Origin of the sequence: Streptomyces rapamycinicus NRRL 5491 (assembly GCF_024298965.1) — a bacterium.
Classification (GTDB): domain Bacteria; phylum Actinomycetota; class Actinomycetes; order Streptomycetales; family Streptomycetaceae; genus Streptomyces; species Streptomyces rapamycinicus.
Genome location: NZ_CP085193.1, coordinates 7,978,403 through 7,993,996 on the forward strand (window position 1 = coordinate 7,978,403; position 15,594 = coordinate 7,993,996).

Annotated in this window: 12 protein-coding genes; 2 read left to right on the forward strand and 10 right to left on the reverse strand. The window is 71.3% G+C overall.

Annotated features, from left to right (window positions below; genetic code table 11):
* Positions 1-539: 539 nt before the first annotated feature.
* Complete coding sequence (ppdK, locus tag LIV37_RS33215) at positions 540-3,257, forward strand: pyruvate, phosphate dikinase (protein ID WP_020871466.1); 2,718 nt, start codon at positions 540-542, stop codon at positions 3,255-3,257.
* A 492-nt stretch (positions 3,258-3,749) separates the two neighbouring features.
* Positions 3,750-4,865, forward strand: coding sequence for an ArsR/SmtB family transcription factor (locus LIV37_RS33220; protein ID WP_020871467.1), 1,116 nt, complete (start codon positions 3,750-3,752; stop codon positions 4,863-4,865).
* A 209-nt stretch (positions 4,866-5,074) separates the two neighbouring features.
* Here the strand turns inward: LIV37_RS33220 and LIV37_RS33225 are convergent, their stop codons facing one another.
* From LIV37_RS33225 to LIV37_RS33270, 10 genes are all read right to left on the reverse strand, one after another.
* A complete protein-coding gene (locus LIV37_RS33225; protein ID WP_020871468.1) occupies positions 5,075-5,938 on the reverse strand; it encodes a carbohydrate ABC transporter permease in 864 nt (287 codons plus the stop codon).
* Positions 5,938-6,864, reverse strand: a complete 927-nt coding sequence (locus LIV37_RS33230) for a carbohydrate ABC transporter permease (RefSeq protein ID WP_020871470.1) — start codon at positions 6,862-6,864, stop codon at positions 5,938-5,940. The genes LIV37_RS33225 and LIV37_RS33230 overlap by 1 nt, the downstream gene beginning before the upstream one ends.
* On the reverse strand, positions 6,864-8,129 hold the full coding sequence (locus LIV37_RS33235) for an ABC transporter substrate-binding protein (protein ID WP_020871471.1): 1,266 nt from the start codon (positions 8,127-8,129) through the stop codon (positions 6,864-6,866). Before LIV37_RS33235 ends, LIV37_RS33230 begins: the two co-directional genes overlap by 1 nt.
* Positions 8,130-8,239: 110 nt before the next feature.
* Positions 8,240-9,496, reverse strand: a complete 1,257-nt coding sequence (pcaDC, locus tag LIV37_RS33240) for a bifunctional 3-oxoadipate enol-lactonase/4-carboxymuconolactone decarboxylase PcaDC (protein ID WP_020871472.1) — start codon at positions 9,494-9,496, stop codon at positions 8,240-8,242.
* Positions 9,497-9,891: 395 nt separating this feature from the next.
* Positions 9,892-11,199, reverse strand: a complete 1,308-nt coding sequence (pcaB, locus tag LIV37_RS33245) for a 3-carboxy-cis,cis-muconate cycloisomerase (protein ID WP_121824216.1) — start codon at positions 11,197-11,199, stop codon at positions 9,892-9,894.
* Positions 11,186-11,848, reverse strand: a complete 663-nt coding sequence (gene pcaG / locus LIV37_RS33250; RefSeq protein ID WP_020871474.1) for a protocatechuate 3,4-dioxygenase subunit alpha — start codon at positions 11,846-11,848, stop codon at positions 11,186-11,188. The genes pcaB and pcaG overlap by 14 nt, the downstream gene beginning before the upstream one ends.
* Positions 11,845-12,615, reverse strand: a complete 771-nt coding sequence (pcaH, locus tag LIV37_RS33255) for a protocatechuate 3,4-dioxygenase subunit beta (protein ID WP_020871475.1) — start codon at positions 12,613-12,615, stop codon at positions 11,845-11,847. The genes pcaG and pcaH overlap by 4 nt, the downstream gene beginning before the upstream one ends.
* Positions 12,616-12,629: 14 nt before the next feature.
* Positions 12,630-13,820 carry a thiolase family protein gene (locus tag LIV37_RS33260; RefSeq protein WP_020871476.1) on the reverse strand — a complete coding sequence of 397 codons (1,191 nt, stop codon included), beginning with the start codon at positions 13,818-13,820 and terminating at the stop codon, positions 12,630-12,632.
* On the reverse strand, positions 13,817-14,602 hold the full coding sequence (locus tag LIV37_RS33265; protein WP_020871477.1) for a CoA-transferase subunit beta: 786 nt from the start codon (positions 14,600-14,602) through the stop codon (positions 13,817-13,819). The genes LIV37_RS33260 and LIV37_RS33265 overlap by 4 nt, the downstream gene beginning before the upstream one ends.
* A complete protein-coding gene (locus LIV37_RS33270; protein ID WP_020871478.1) occupies positions 14,599-15,435 on the reverse strand; it encodes a CoA transferase subunit A in 837 nt (278 codons plus the stop codon). Before LIV37_RS33270 ends, LIV37_RS33265 begins: the two co-directional genes overlap by 4 nt.
* Between the last annotated feature and the right edge of the window lie 159 nt (positions 15,436-15,594).

Consider the following 15,594-nt stretch of genomic DNA (forward strand, 5'->3'; position numbering starts at 1 on the left):
TCGCGGGGAACGGCGGGCCCGGTCCCCTGATGCGGGGAGGGGCCGTATCGGGGGCCGGGGAGGAGCTGCCCCTCGCCATCCGCGGAGGTGGTCGGCCACCCCTCCCGGCGTGTCGCTCATCTGAGCGGGACCCCTCTCGTTGTATCCAAAAGGCGAGACAATGGGCCGTGACAAGGCGTGATTCTCGCCACTCTGATCGGGCCTACGCTCAGATGAGCGGCACCCGAGGGATGAACCGGTGGCATCCCGCTGTGCCCACCTCTCCAATGCGTGGCACTCAGTGCCACCCACTTGATGTTCGACACCTCGAACCATCGGTTACGTATAGTGAAATTCCAAGCGTCCATCACGGGCGGAGGGTGGGTGTGTGTTCGAGGCTTGAAGGCATCTCATAAGAGTCTCGTTCGGGCGCCGCACTTTCGAACACGTGGCAGGCGGGTGGTTACAGCCGTATGACGGTGGAGTGGACCTGCTCAGAGGCCTTTGATCTGGGTACGCTCCCCGCCGTCAGGGCAGCCGAGCCGAGGAGATCGAGTCCCGTGCCGGAAACACAAGATCAGCAGAAGTTCGTTTACGACTTCACCGAGGGCAACAAGGATCTCAAGGACTTGCTCGGCGGGAAGGGGGCCAACCTCGCCGAGATGACCAATCTCGGTCTCCCGGTGCCACCGGGCTTCACCATCACCACCGAGGCCTGCAAGGTCTACCTGGCCAGCGGTGCGGAGCCCCCGGCCCTGCGCGACGAGGTGAGTGCGCACCTCGACGCCCTCGAAGCGAAGATGGGCAAGAAGCTCGGCCAGGCGGACGACCCCCTCCTCGTATCCGTACGGTCCGGCGCCAAGTTCTCGATGCCCGGGATGATGGACACCGTCCTCAACATCGGCCTCTCGGACCAGTCCGTGGCCGGGCTCGCCGCGCAGGCGGGTGACGACCGGTTCGCCTGGGACTCCTACCGGCGGCTCATCCAGATGTTCGGCAAGACCGTGCTCGGCGTGGACGGCGACCTCTTCGAGGAGGCCATCGAGCAGGCCAAACACGCCAAGGGCGTCACCGTCGACGTGGACCTCGACGCCGCCGACCTCAAGAAGCTGGTCGGCGAGTTCAAGGAGATCGTCGCCAAGGAGACCGGCCGGGGCTTCCCGCAGGAGCCGCGCGAGCAGATGGACCTCGCCGTACGAGCCGTGTTCGACTCCTGGAACGGCGACCGCGCCAAGCTCTACCGCCGCCAGGAGCGCATCCCCCACGACCTCGGCACCGCGGTCAACATCTGCTCCATGGTCTTCGGCAACCTCGGCCCCGACTCGGGCACCGGCGTCGCCTTCACCCGCGACCCGGCCAGCGGCCACCAGGGCGTCTACGGCGACTACCTGCAGAACGCCCAGGGCGAGGACGTGGTCGCGGGCATCCGCAACACCGTGCCCCTCGCCGACCTCGAGCGGATCGACCAGCGGTCCTACGACCAGCTGATGCAGATCATGGAAACCCTCGAAACGCACTACAAGGACCTGTGCGACATCGAGTTCACCATCGAGCGCGGCAAGCTGTGGATGCTCCAGACCCGCGTCGGCAAGCGCACCGCCGGGGCCGCCTTCCGGATCGCCACCCAACTGGTCGACCAGGGGCTGATCGACGAGCCCGAGGCGCTGCGCCGGGTCAACGGGGCGCAGCTCGCGCAGCTGATGTTCCCGCGCTTCGACCACGAGGTGGCCTCCGGCGACACCGTCCAGAAGATCGGCCGGGGCATCGCCGCGTCCCCGGGCGCCGCCGTCGGCAAGGCCGTCTTCGACTCGTACACCGCCGTCAAATGGTCGCGCTCGGGTGAGAAGGTCATCCTCATCCGCCGCGAGACCAACCCCGACGACCTCGACGGCATGATCGCCGCGGAGGGCATTCTGACCTCGCGCGGCGGCAAGACCTCACACGCCGCCGTCGTCGCCCGTGGCATGGGCAAGACCTGTGTGTGCGGCGCCGAGGAGCTCGAAGTCGACACCAAGCGGCGCCGCATGGTCGTGCCGGGCCAGGAGGAGCTGGTCATCGAGGAGGGCGACGTCGTCTCGATCGACGGCTCCTCCGGCAAGGTCTACCTCGGCGAGGTCCCCGTCGTGCCCTCGCCGGTCGTGGAGTACTTCGAGGGCCGGATGCACGCGGGCGCCGACGACGCCGACGAGCTGGTCGGCGCGGTCCACCGGATCATGGCGTACGCGGACCGAGTACGCAGGCTGCGCGTACGGGCCAACGCGGACAACGCCGAGGACGCCGCCCGCGCCCGCCGGTTCGGCGCCCAGGGCATCGGGCTCTGCCGCACCGAGCACATGTTCCTCGGCGAGCGCCGGGAGAAGGTCGAGCGGCTGATCCTCGCCCACACCGAAGAGGAGCGGGACACGGCGCTGGGCGAGCTGCTGCCCCTCCAGAAGAACGACTTCGTCGAGCTCTTCGAGGCGATGGACGGACTGCCGGTCACCGTCCGGCTGCTCGACCCGCCGCTGCACGAGTTCCTGCCCGACATCACCGAGCTTTCGGTGCGCGTCGCGCTCGCCGAGTCCCGCAAGGACCACAACGAGAACGACCTGCGGCTGCTCCAGGCCGTACACCGGCTCCATGAGCAGAACCCGATGCTGGGCCTGCGCGGCGTACGGCTGGGCCTGGTCATCCCCGGGCTGTTCGCCATGCAGGTGCGGGCCATCGCCGAGGCCGCCGCCGAGCGCCGCAACGCCAAGGGCGACCCGCGGGCCGAGATCATGATTCCGCTGGTCGGCACGGTCCAGGAGCTGGAGATCGTCCGCGAGGAGGCCGAGCGGGTCATCGCGGAGGTCGAGCAGGCCCGGGGCGTGGACCTCAAGCTCACCCTCGGCACCATGATCGAACTGCCGCGCGCCGCGCTGACCGCCGCCCAGATCGCCGAATCCGCCGACTTCTTCTCCTTCGGCACCAACGACCTCACCCAGACCGTCTGGGGCTTCTCCCGGGACGACGTCGAGGCCAGCTTCTTCACCGCCTACCTGGAGAAGGGCATCTTCGGCGTCAGCCCCTTCGAGACCATCGACAAGGACGGCGTCGGCTCCCTCGTCCGCGACGCCGCCCAGGCGGGCCGCGCCACCCGCCCCGACCTCAAACTGGGGGTCTGCGGTGAGCACGGCGGCGACCCGGAGTCCGTCCACTTCTTCCACGAGGTGGGTCTGGACTACGTCTCCTGCTCCCCGTTCCGCATCCCCGTGGCCCGCCTGGAAGCAGGCCGCGCGGCGGCGAATGGGCGGTAGCCGGTAGGGGGCCGGCGGATGGTGACGCCTGCGGCGGGCTGATCCCCTCCCCGCCCCTGCCACGCGGCGGAGCCCATAAGTCCACCGGAGTCGGTGCCGGGAACACCCACCCTCACCCTCGGCATCGGCTCCGGATCTCAAAGGGGGCGGCACCTTGTGCGGAGGTGCCGCCCCCTCTCACTCCCCCCACGGGAGCTGTTGCCGCGCGCATCGGCTACGTGCGGCAACACAAGTGCCCAGTCGCCGTAACGTACTCGTCACCCCCCACGGGAACGAGCAAACTGGCTCTGAGCACCGCCTGTTGAATTCCGGACGGCCCTCGGAAGTCTTTTCCCGGTGGCCCCCGGTTTTCCTGGGGAACAGCTTTCCTCTTCCGGGCTCCGTACCGCTCCCCGTTTCACATCTGGCCAAAAGGGCGTGGTGACTGACCGTGCCAGCGTGCATACTCATCGGTGATCGGGGGGCGATCGCAATGTCACGTGTGGGGGTCTGGTGCTCCGTGTTCATTTCAGTGAACTCGATCTGGCCCGGCTGCGGATGGCGGTCCGCCCGGACGCGCTCTGGGAAACCGTTTTAAGTTTCCATCGGCTGCGGGAGAACCGGGCCGAGACCGTATACGGGAAATGGCGTTCCGAGGCGCGAAACCGGCTCAACGGCGAAGCGCGGCTGCTTGCGCCGCTCATTCCGTCGCGCGGCTATTTCCCGGACTTCCTGACACCCGCCGAAGGGGTAATCGGTTGCGATGCCGCGATGTCCGCGCTGCGCGCCATCTCGGGTGAGCGCTTGCACGCGGAGCTGGCCGGACTTCCGGCGGCCCGGGCGCTCCCGGGGTGGATACGGGATCTGGCGCAGGGCGAGCGAAGATCGCTGGACCGGCTGATCAGCACGCTGCGTGCCTACCACCAGGCCGCCGTTGCCCCGTACTGGCCGCATATCCAGGCCCGGATCGAGGCGGACCGGGTGGCCCGGGGCCGCGCCCTGCTGGACGGGGGCGCCGACGGGCTGCTGGCCTCGCTGCCGCCGACGATGCGGTGGCGGGCGCCCGTGCTGGAGGTCGACTATCCGGTGGACCGCGATCTGTGGCTGCGGGGGCGGGGGTTGTTGCTGCTGCCGTCGTTCTTCTGCCGGGGGACGCCGGTGGCCTTCCGGAACCCGGATCTGACGCCCGTTCTGGTCTACCCCGTCGAACACGCCCGGTGCGGCCTGGTGCCCCGCCCCGAGCAGCGGCCCGCCGTCGCGTCGGGGTCGGGGCCCGGGCCCGGTTCAGGTTCCGGTTCCAGGTCCGGTTCCGGGTCCGCCCAGACGCTCGGCAAGCTGGTCGGGCAGACCCGCTCGGCGGTGCTGCTGGAGGTCGGCGGCGGCTGTACGACCAGTGAACTCGCCCGCAGGGTGGGCGTATCGCTGGCCTCGGCCAGCCAGCACGCCACTGTGCTGCGCGAGGCGGGCCTGGTGCACACCCTGCGCCAGGGCAGCGCCGTACTGCACACGCTGACCCCGCTGGGGGTGGCGCTGCTGCGGGGCGGGGCGCCGGGGGAGCGCGTCTTCGGGGTACCGGCGGCGCTGCCGCCGGTCGCCACGAGCGGACGGGGCCCGTCAGGGCGCGGATGAGGCCTCCCGGCCCCCGGCCATGTCGTGGTCCTCAGCCGTCCCCGGCGTGGCCCCGCCGGCCAGTTCGCCGGTGGCCACCTTGCTGTGCCGACGGCCCCAGCAGAGGAGACATGGGAGAACCACTCGGGCAGCAGCCGGTCGCGGCTCATCGCGAGGAACACCCGGCTCTGCCCCAGGTGAGCGCGACGGCCACGCCGGTCACACCGGCCTCAGTCGTCGATGCCCGTGCGCTCGACGCCCGTGACGATATAGCGCTGGAGCACGAGGAAGACCACCAGCAGCGGCACGATCGACACCGCCGCCGCCATGAACAGCTCATGGAGGTTGACGGTCTGGGCGGTGGTGAACGTCGACAGCGCCACCTGCACCGTCCACGCGTCCCGGTCCTGCCCGATGACCAGCGGCCACAGGAAGGAGTTCCAGGCGCCGATGAAGACGATCGTGCCGACCGCCGCGAACACCGGCCGGGAGTTCGGCACCACGACCCGCCAGTACGTACGCCAGTAGCCAAGACCGTCCACCCGCGCCGCGTCCTCCAGCTCCCGGGGAAAGCCCAGGAAGTACTGGCGGAAGATGAACGCCGCGACCGCGCTGAACAGCGTGGGCACCACCAGACCGCGCAGCGTGGACACCCAGCCGAGCGAGCTGACCAGCACGAAGCTGGGCACGAAGGTGACCGCCGCCGGGACCATCAAGGTGCCCAGGATCCAGTAGAAGACCACATTGGCGTAGGCGTACGGGATGCGCGCCAGGCCGTACCCGGCGAGCGAGGCCAGCAGCAGCGTGCCCACGGTGGTGAGGACCGCGATCAGCGAGGAGTTGAGCAGCGCGTGCGCCATCGGCACATTGGGGTCGTCGAACAACTCGCGGACGTTGGACCAGTGCAGCTCGCCCGGGAAGAACGTCCACCCCGGCGAGGTGATGTCCGCCTCGCTCGACAGACCGTTGCGCACCAGCAGATAGAACGGGATCAGGAAGACCAGCGCGAGCGCGAGCAGCAGCACCAGCCGCACCGCGCGCCCCACGCCGACGAGGGCGTCCCGGACGTCGCGCGACTTCGGCGGAGTGGGCATCAGTCGTCCTTCCGGCCCAGGCCGAACCAGCGGGCCTGCACCACCGTCACCACGGCGATGATCAGCGCCAGGATCACCGCGCCCGCACTGCCCAGGCCCAGGTTCTGCCCCTGGCCCAGCGCCGTGTAGTAGAGGTAGACCAGCGGCGGGCGGGCGTAGGGCGGATAGCCGCGCGAGTCCGACAGCAGGTTGTAGAACTCGTCGAACGCCTGGAAGGCGTTGATCACCAGCAGCAGCACCACAGCGACCGAGGTCGCCCGCAGCTGCGGAAAGGTGATGTGCCGGAACACCTGCCAGCCGGGCCGCGCCCCGTCCACGGCCGCCGCCTCGTACAGCCGCGGGGAGATGCGCTGCAGCCCGGCCAGGAACAGCACCATGTAGAACCCCGCCTGGAGCCACAGCCGTACGGTCACGATGACCAGCCAGTACCAGGGCGGGTCCGTGGTCGACAGCCAGGCGATCTGATCGGCGCCGAACCAGTCCAGCACGGTGTTGGCCAGCCCGAAGCGCACCCCGTTGAAGATCGACATCTTCCAGATCAGCGCCGCCACCACATACGAGCACGCCACCGGCAGGAAGAACACCGACCGGAAGAACGCCTGCGCCCAGCGCAGCCGGTTGACCATCAGCGCCAGCGAGAGCGAGAGCGCATAGGTGGCCGGGACGATGAACGCCGTGAAGACCAGGAAGGTCACCAGGCTGTCGGTGAACGCGTCGTCGCCCAGCATCGCCGCGTAGTTGTCGAGGCCGACGAAGTCCGTGGGCGAGACGGTGTTGTGCGCGTCGAAGAAGCTGAGGTAGACGCTCCAGGCCAGCGGGACGTAGGTGAAGAGGGTCAGCCCCAGCACGAACGGGCCGATGAATATCCAGAACCACAGATGGCGGTTCTGCGGGCCCAGGAGCCCGCGGACGCACGTCCCCCGCATCAGCTCTTCTTCTTCACGCGCCGCAGTTCCGCCTCGGTCTTGCGGACCACCGACCGCAGCTCGCCGTCCGGATCGGCCCCGCCCTTGATGATCCGGCTCAGCGCGTCCTGGTACGCCGTCCGGCTCGCGGAGGTCCACAGCAGCGGCTCGGCATGGCCGTGGTCGGTGACGAAGCGCACCGCCTCACCGGCCGCGCCCTGCCGCAGCTTGGCCGCCTTCGTGGCCAGCGAGATCCGGGCGGGGATGTGGAAGCCGTAGCGGAGCGCGAAGTCCTCCTGGTAGTCGGTACGTTCGACCCACAGCCACTTCACATACGCCTTCGCCACCGCCTTGTCCTGGGCCCGTGCGCTGACCGCCGCCCCGTACGCGCCGACCGGCACCGCGGGTGCGCCGTGCGCCCCGTCCTGGGGGAACGGCAGCACCCCGAAGTCGTCCCCCAGCGCCTTCTTCACCTGCGGCAGCGCCCACAGCCCGGACCACTGCATGGCGGTGAGCCCCTGGGTGAGCGCGGCCGGGTCCGACCAGTCGGAGGGCGCGCCGAGCAGCAGCGACTTCTCGGCGTAGAGCTGACGCAGCTTGCCGAGCGTCCGGGCGGCGGCCGGATCGTCGAAGCCGACCTTGCCGTCCTCGGTGACCAGCGTGAGCCCGGCGGCGTTGAGCGGGGTGCCGCCGAGGACGCCGGGGCCGCCGTCATTGCCCAGGAAGAGCCCCTTGACGTCCTTGGTGGTCAGCTCCTTGGCCGCGTCGATCAGCGCGTCGAGGCTGCGCGGCGGCTCCACCCCCGAGGCCTTGAGCATGCTCTTGCGGTAGTAGAGCAGCTGGGTGTCGATGACCTGCGGAACGGCCCAGACCTTGCCCTGATACGTCTTCGGGGCGAGCACGGCCGGGTTGAAGTCGTCCTTGGCCTCGCTGAGGAGATCGGTGAGGTCGACCACCTGACCGCCCTGGATCTGGTCCAGCGTCGGGCCGTTGACCTCGAAGACGTCCGGGCCGGACTTGGTGAGCAGCGCGGCGGCGGTCTGCTGGTCGTAGTTGCCCGGCCGCCACTGCACCTGGACGTTCGCCTTCTCGAACGCGTCGGCGTAGCGCCTGACGGCCTGTTCGGTGCCGGGCTCGCCGTACTGGTGGTACCACTGCTTGATCACTGGCTGGCCGGCGTGGTCATCGCCGTCCCGCCCGGTGTTGGACCCACAGGCGGCGGCGAGCGCGCCCGTCAGGGCCAGCCCTCCACCCGCACCCAGCAGCCTTCGGCGGCTCATGGACATCGGCGTGCGCCCCCTCGTCTCCCGGTCTCGGTCTCCCGGACTCCCGGTCTCCGTACGACTCAACGATCAACGATGGAGGCGGATTACGACAGAGGTGTTGCGGAGGGATGTCACTTTTCGGTACCGGAATGTGACGCAGAGTCGATGTCGGCGTCGGCCTCGGCGTCGGCGTCGGCGTCGGCATCGGTGTGGGGCTCGGCGCGCTCGGCGTCCATGTCGTCGAAGACGCGCTGGGCGGTGGCGAAGGCCGAGTTGGCGGCCGGGACGCCGCAGTAGATCGCCGACTGGAGCAGCACCTCGCCGATCTCCTCACGGGTCAGGCCGTTGGTGAGCGCGGCCCGGATGTGCATGGCCAGTTCGGCGTCATGGCCGTGGGCGATCAGCGCGGTGAGGGTGATACAGCTGCGGGTCCGCCGGTCCAGCCCGTCGCCGGTCCAGATCTCGCCCCAGGCGTAACGGGTGATGAAGTCCTGGAAGCGAGCGGTGAACGGGGTCGTCCGGCCCACCGCGCGATCCACGTGCGCGTCCCCGAGGACGGCCCGGCGCACCGCCATCCCGGCGGCGTGGCGGGAGCCGTCGTCCCGTGCGGGTGCTGGGCTGTTGAGGTGGGTGAGCAGCGCCCCGGTGACCGCCTCCGGCCGCTCCACGCCCGCCAGGTGGGCGGCCCCGGCGACCTCGAGCAGGCTCGCGCCGGGCACCGTGTCGGCGATTTGGCGGGCGTGGGAGGGCGGGGTCGCGGGGTCGTCCCGACCGGCCACGACGAGGGTGGGTGCCGTGATCTTCTCCAGGTCGGCCGTCATGTCGTACGCGGCGAGAGCGTCACAGCAGGCGGCGTAGCCCGCACGGTCGGTGGCCCGCAGATCCTCGATCAGCGCGGCGCCGACGGGCGTGCGGGCGAAGTCGTGCGAGAACCAGGTGCCGGGACGGCTCGCCACCATCGCCTCCGTCCCCTCGGCCCGTACGAGCGCGGCCCGCTCCCGCCAGACGGCGGGATCCCCGAACCGGGCCGAGGAGCAGACGACGGACAGGCGGCTGATCCGGTCGGGGTGGTGCGCGGCGAGATGCAGCCCGACAGCGCCGCCGATCGAGATCCCCGCGTACGCGAACCGCTCCCATCCCTGATCGTCGGCGAGCCGCAGCACGAGGGCGGCGAGATCGTCGATGGTGGCCGACCCGTCCGAGGGCAGCGGCGCGGCGGGGGAGCCCCCGTGGCCGGGCAGATCCCAGCGCAGTACGCGATGGCCCCGGGCGAGCGCGGGGAGCTGGGGCTCCCAGACGGCGAGGGACGTGCCGATGGAGGGGCCGAGGATGACGGGCGGGGCGGTGGGGGGTCCGCTGAGGTCGTGGTGCGGTGGGGTGTTGGTCATGGGGTGGGAGCTCCGGGGGGGGGCGGGGGTGCGGCGTGGTCTGGGGCTGTGTGCGGGGGTTGGTGGCCGGGTGCGGGCCGGTGGTTGTTCCCCGCCCCGCCCCTTCCCGAACCAAGGGCTCCGCCCCTGGACCCCGGGGCTTCGCTGCCCGGTGCGGGCATCTTCCAGCCCCCCTGCCCCCGAGCGCCCTTCGGGCGTGTCCTCAAGCTCCTCCAGCTACCGCTGGGAGGTGCCCCCTGGACGGGCTGGATTTTCCAGCCCGTCCGGCGCTTGAGGACCGGGGTCCGGGGCGGAGCCCCGGCGGGGGCGGGGGCGGAGCCCCGTGGTGGGGGGCCGGGGGTCCGCCTGGTTCGGGAAGGGACGGGGTGGGGTGGGGAACAGGCCGCCGGAGGCGGCTACGCATCGCGGGTCAGGGCGCGGTCCACCAGGGCGGGGGCCGCGCCCACGTACCTCGTCGGGTCCGTCAGTTCGCGTAGGCGATCAGGCGGCAGGACGCCCGACAGCGCTTCGGCCAACCCCGCACCCTCCTTCGCCGCCTCCGCCAGGAGTTCCTTCGCACGGGCCCGCCCGAGCCCCGGCGCGAGCGCGGCGATGAGGCGCTCGCTGACGATCAGGCCATCCGTCAGCCCCAGGTTCGCGGCCATCCGGTCCGGGAAGACCCGCAGCCCGGAGGCGAGTTCCACGGCGTCGCGGGCGGCACCCCCGGCGAGCCGCAACAGTTCCCGCAGCGGCTGCCACTCCGCGTGCCACGCCCCACCCGGCCGTTCGTCCTCCGCGGCGAGCGAGCCGAGCAGGGTGGCGGCATGGCCCGGGGCCTGACGGGCCGCGGCGGCCATCAGCGTGGCGCGCACGGGGTTCGACTTATGGGGCATCGCGGACGAGCCGCCCCCCGCCCCCTCCGCCACCTCACCGATCTCCGTCCGCGAGAGCACCAGCACATCCGCCGCCATCTTCCCCAGCGCGCCCACGGCGAAGGCGAGCGCGGTGCCCAGGTCGGCGACGGGGGTGCGCAGGGTGTGCCAGGGCAGTTCGGGTTCGGCGAGACCGGTCTCCTCGGCGAACCGGCCCAGCAGCGGAGCCCCGCCGTCGAAGGCCGCCAACGTGCCCGCAGCACCGCCCAGTTGGGCGGGCGGCCGCAGTGCCGTGAGCCGGGCGCGGGCGTCCAGGACGAGCGCCCGCCAGCCCGCCGCCTTCAGGCCGAAGGTGGTGGGTACGGCGTGCTGGGTGAGGGTGCGACCGGGCATCGGGGTGTCGCGGTGCGCGGCGGCGAGCCGCGCCAGCTCCGCCGCCGTACGCTCCAGATCGGCCACGATCAGCGGCAGCGCCCGCGCGGCCACCAGCATCGCGGCCGTGTCCACGATGTCCTGGCTGGTCGCGCCCCGGTGGACGTACGACGCGGCCTCGGCGTCCGTACGGGCCACCGCCGCCGTGAGATCGGCGACCAGCGGGATGACCGGGTTGCCCCCGGAGCGGGCGCGCAGCGCCAGGTCACGTGCGTCGTACAGCTCGACGCGGGCCGCGCCCGCCACCGCCTCCGCCGCCCCGGCCGGTGCCACCACCCGCGCCAGCGCGGCCTCGGCGTCCAGCATGGCCCGCAGAAACGCCGTGTCGCCCGTGGCGGCCTCCACCGCCGACCCGGCCCGCACCGGTGACAGCAGCCCTACATCCTCGCTGTCGGAAGTACCAGGACTAGCGGAACTCAAGGAAAACCGTCTCCCCTTCGCCCTGAAGGCGGATGTCGAAACGATAGGTCCCCGGCGGGGACGCCGCCGTCGCCACCAGCGTCTCGCGGCGCGCCGGATCCAGCGAGGCGAGCAGCGGGTCGGCGGCGTTGGCCTCGGCGTTCCCGGGGAAGTACACGCGGGTGAAGAGATGGTGCAGCAGCCCCCGGGCGTGGACGCACACGCTGATGTACGGCGCGGCGGGCGCGGCCGGGCCGCCCGGTGGCAGGGTACGGGCCGTCCAGTGGCCGTCCGCGTCGGTGGCGATGCGGCCGAAGCCGGTGAAGTCCACGCCGTTGCGCCCGAGGAAGCCGCCGGTCACCGGGTCGCGCCGCATCGATCCGCCCGCCCCGGCGAGCGAGCCGTCCGGGCCCGCCTGCCACAGTTCCACCAGGGCGTCCGGGACGGGGGCGCCCTCGCCGTCGCGGACATAGCCGTGGAGTGTGATGGCGCCGGGGTGCCCCGCCGGGGCCATCTCGCCGCCGCCGGGGAAGGGCAGGGCGTAGCCGTAGAAGGGGCCCACGGTGTGGGAGGGGGTGGGCGCGAGCTTCTCGCCGGGTGCGAGCCGTTCGGCGGGTGCGAGCCCTTCGGCGGGTGGGAGCTCCTGCGCGGGTACGAGCTTCTCGCTCATCGGCGCCCCTCCTCGATCCACGTGGCGGACGGCCCGTCCAGCACGATGTCCCAGCGGTAGCCCAGCGACCACTCCGGCCGCGACAGCGCGTGGTCGTAACGGGCTACCAGCCGCTGCCGCGCCGAGTCGTCCGTCACCGACTGCAGGATCGGGTCGTAGGCGAAGAGCGGATCGCCGGGGAAGTACATCTGGGTGACCAGCCGCTGTGTGAACGCCGCACCGAAGACGGAGAAGTGCAGATGCGCGGGGCGCCAGGCGTTCTCGTGGTTGCGCCACGGATACGCGCCCGGCTTGATGGTGGTGAAGTGGTACGAACCGTCGTCGCCGGTCAACGTGCGCCCCACACCGGTGAAGTTGGGGTCGAGCGGTGCGGGGTGCTGATCGCGCAGATGGGCGTAGCGGCCCGACGCGTTGGCCTGCCACAGCTCGATGAGCTGCCCCCGGACGGGGCGGCCCCGGCTGTCCAGGAGCCGTCCGGAGACGGTGATCCGCTCGCCGAGCGGCTCGCCCTGGTGCTGCACCGTGAGGTCGTTGTCGATCGCGGTGATGTCGGTGTGGCCGAAGACCGGGGTGTGCAGTTCCACGGTCTCCGGGTCGCCGTGCACCGCGACCAGCGGCTGCTCGGGGTGGCGCAGCACACTGCTGCGGTACGGGGGGAAGTCGCGCGGCGGGTGGTCGGTGGCGGGAGCGCCCTCGGCGCGCGCCTTGCCGTACGACTCCCGTATGTGCGCGAGTTCGCTGTCGATGTCGGACTGGGTGAGAGCCATGTCTGCGGTCAGCCTTACCTTTCCAGGACCAGGGCGAGGCCCTGTCCGACGCCGATGCACAAGGTGGCCAGGCCCGTCCCCGAGCCACGGGCGGCGAGCTGATGGGCGACGGCACCGGCGAGCCGGGCGCCGGAGGCGCCGAGCGGATGGCCGATGGCGATGGCGCCGCCGTGCGGGTTGACGATGTCGGGGTTCAGATCAGGCCATTCGGCGAGGCAGCCCAGCACCTGCGCGGCGAACGCCTCGTTGAGTTCGAGGGTGGCCAGATCGGCGAACGAGCGGCCCGCCTTGGCGAGGGCGCGGCGTACGGCCTCGACCGGGCCGAGCCCGAAGTACTGCGGCTCGATACCGGTGACGGCCGAGGCACCGATCCGCGCCAGGGGCTCACGTCCGGTGGCCTTCAGCCCCTCCTCGTCGACGAGCAGCAGCGCGGCCGCGCCGTCGTTGAGGGGCGAGGCGTTGCCCGCGGTGACGGTGCCGCCGGGCTTGCGGAAGGCGGGCTTGAGCTTGGCCAGGGCCTCGGTTGAAGTGTTCTCGCGGATGGTCTCGTCCCGTACGAGCCCGGTGTCCGGATACGGCAGCACCTCGGCCTCGTACGCCCCGTCCTTCCACGCCCGCGCCGCCTTCTCATGGCTGGTGAGCGCGAACGCGTCCTGTGCCTCGCGGGTGATGCCGTGCTTGTCGGCGATCAGTTCGGCGCCCTCGCCGAGGGCGACGGTCCACTCGGGCGGCATGTCCGGGTTGGTCATCCGCCAGCCCAGGGTCGTGGAGTACATCTGCTGGTGCCCGGCGGGGAAGGCGCGTTCGGGCTTGGGCAGTACCCAGGGGGCGCGGCTCATCGACTCCACACCGCCCGCGAGCGCGATATGCGCGTCACCGACCGCGATCGCGCGGGCGGCCTGCAGCACGGCCTCCAGACCAGAGGCGCAGAGCCGGTTGACGGTCGCGCCGGGCACGGTGACGGGCAGTCCGGCCAGCAGCACGGCCATGCGGGCGACGTCGCGGTTCTCCTCGCCCGCGCCGTTGGCGTTGCCGAAGTAGACGTCGTCGATGCGCGCCGGGTCCAGGGCGGGGGTGCGGGCGAGCAGGCCGCGCACCACATGGGCGGCCAGGTCGTCGGGGCGCACCCCGGACAGGGCGCCGCCGTACTTACCGATGGGGGTGCGGACGGCGTCGAGGATGTAGACATCACGCAGGGCGGTCATCGTGCGTCCTTTCCGGCGGCCTTCAGGGTGCGCAGCGCGGCCAGTTCGTCAGGGGTGGGTGGCTCGGTGGTGCCCACGGTGCCGGCGACGGTCAGCTCCCAGCCGGTGGCGGCCCGTACCCGCTCCACGGTGACGCCCGGGTGCACTTCGGTGAGCACCAGTTCGGCGGTGGCCGGGTCGGGGCGCAGGACGCCCAGGTCGGTGATGACGGCGGTGGGTCCGGCGCCCGGCATGCCGAGCTTCTTACGGTCGCCGGGGCCGCCGCCGTGGCCCAGGGTGGTCACGAAGTCCAGCCGCCGCACGAAGTTGCGGGTGGAGTGGCGCAGCACCATGAGCACCTTGCCGCAGTTGGAGGCGATCTCGGGGGCGCCGCCCGCGCCGGGGAGGCGGCCCTCGGGCTTGTCCGGGCCGCGGTCCACGACGGTGGTGTTGATGTTGGCGTAGCGGTCGACCTGGGCGGCGCCGAGGAAGCCGACGTCGATCCGGCCGCCCTGGAGCCAGTAGTTGAACATCTCCGGCACCGGGACCACCGCGTCGGCCGTCTCGGCGAGCTCGCCGTCGCCGATGGACAGCGGGAGCCGGGTGGGCTTGGAGCCGATGGTGCCCGACTCGTAGATGAGCACGAGGCCGGGGTTGACGGTGGCGCGGGCCAGGTTGGCGGCGGTGCTGGGGAGGCCGATGCCGACGAAGCAGGTCCGCGCACTGGCCAGGGCGCGGGCGGCGTTGACCTCCATCAGCTCGTCGGATGTGAAGTCCGTCGTCCCGGCGGGGGTCGCGGTCATCGGGTGAGAGCTCCCTCGCTGTTGCGCACGTTGTCGCGCACGTTCTCCTCGATCCACGTCAAGAACGCCTCACGGTCGCGGGCGATCGGGTCCCATGCCTGGTAGAAGTCGTTGTCGCGGGTCGAATACCCGGTGGCGTAGGAGGGGTGGGCGCCGCCGGGGACGACCGAGACCGCGTCGATCACCCACGTCGGCAGGACGATCCCGCCGGGGCGTGGTGTGAGCTCCTCCACGATCTCCTCCACGGTCACCAGCACCCGGTCCGCCGCGAGCGCCGCCTCCTTCTGCACCCCGGTCAGCCCCCACATCTGTACATTGCCGGCCCGGTCGGCCTGCTGGGCGTGGATGACGGTGACGTCCGGGTTGAGCGCCGCGACGGCGGCCAGCTCCTCCCCGGTGAAGGGGCAGACGACGGTGGAGACGGTGTCCGTACGGGTCGGGATGTCGCTGCCGCGATAGCCCCGCAACACGGCGAACGGCAGCTTGGAGGCGCCCGCCACATAGCGGTTCGCCATGCCCGCGTGACTGTGCTCGTCCAGCTCCAGCGGCCGTGGCCAGCCGTTCTCGACGGCGTCACGGAAGCGGTGCAGCGAGCCCACGCCGGGGTTGCCGCCCCAGGAGAACACCAGCTTGCGGACGAGTCCGGCGCCGATGAGCTGGTCGTAGATGACGTCCGGGGTCATCCGGACGAGGGTCAGATCGGTGATGCCCTGGCGGATGACCTCGTGCGCGGCGGCGTACGGGATCAGGTGGGTGAATCCCTCCATCGCGACGGTGTCCCCGTCGTGGACGAGGTCCGCCACGGCGTCCTGCAGGCTTCGGATGTCGGCCATCGTCACTCCGCGGGTCGGGATGCTCAGTGTGCTGACTAATGTGGTGTCGGTTTCGCACGCTGCCATTGGCCGGTGCGCTCGTCAAGGGAGTCTAGGTCGAATGTCGGCCTCTCGACATGGGGTCTTCCACAGGGCAGAATCACTCAGTGCACGGAGTAA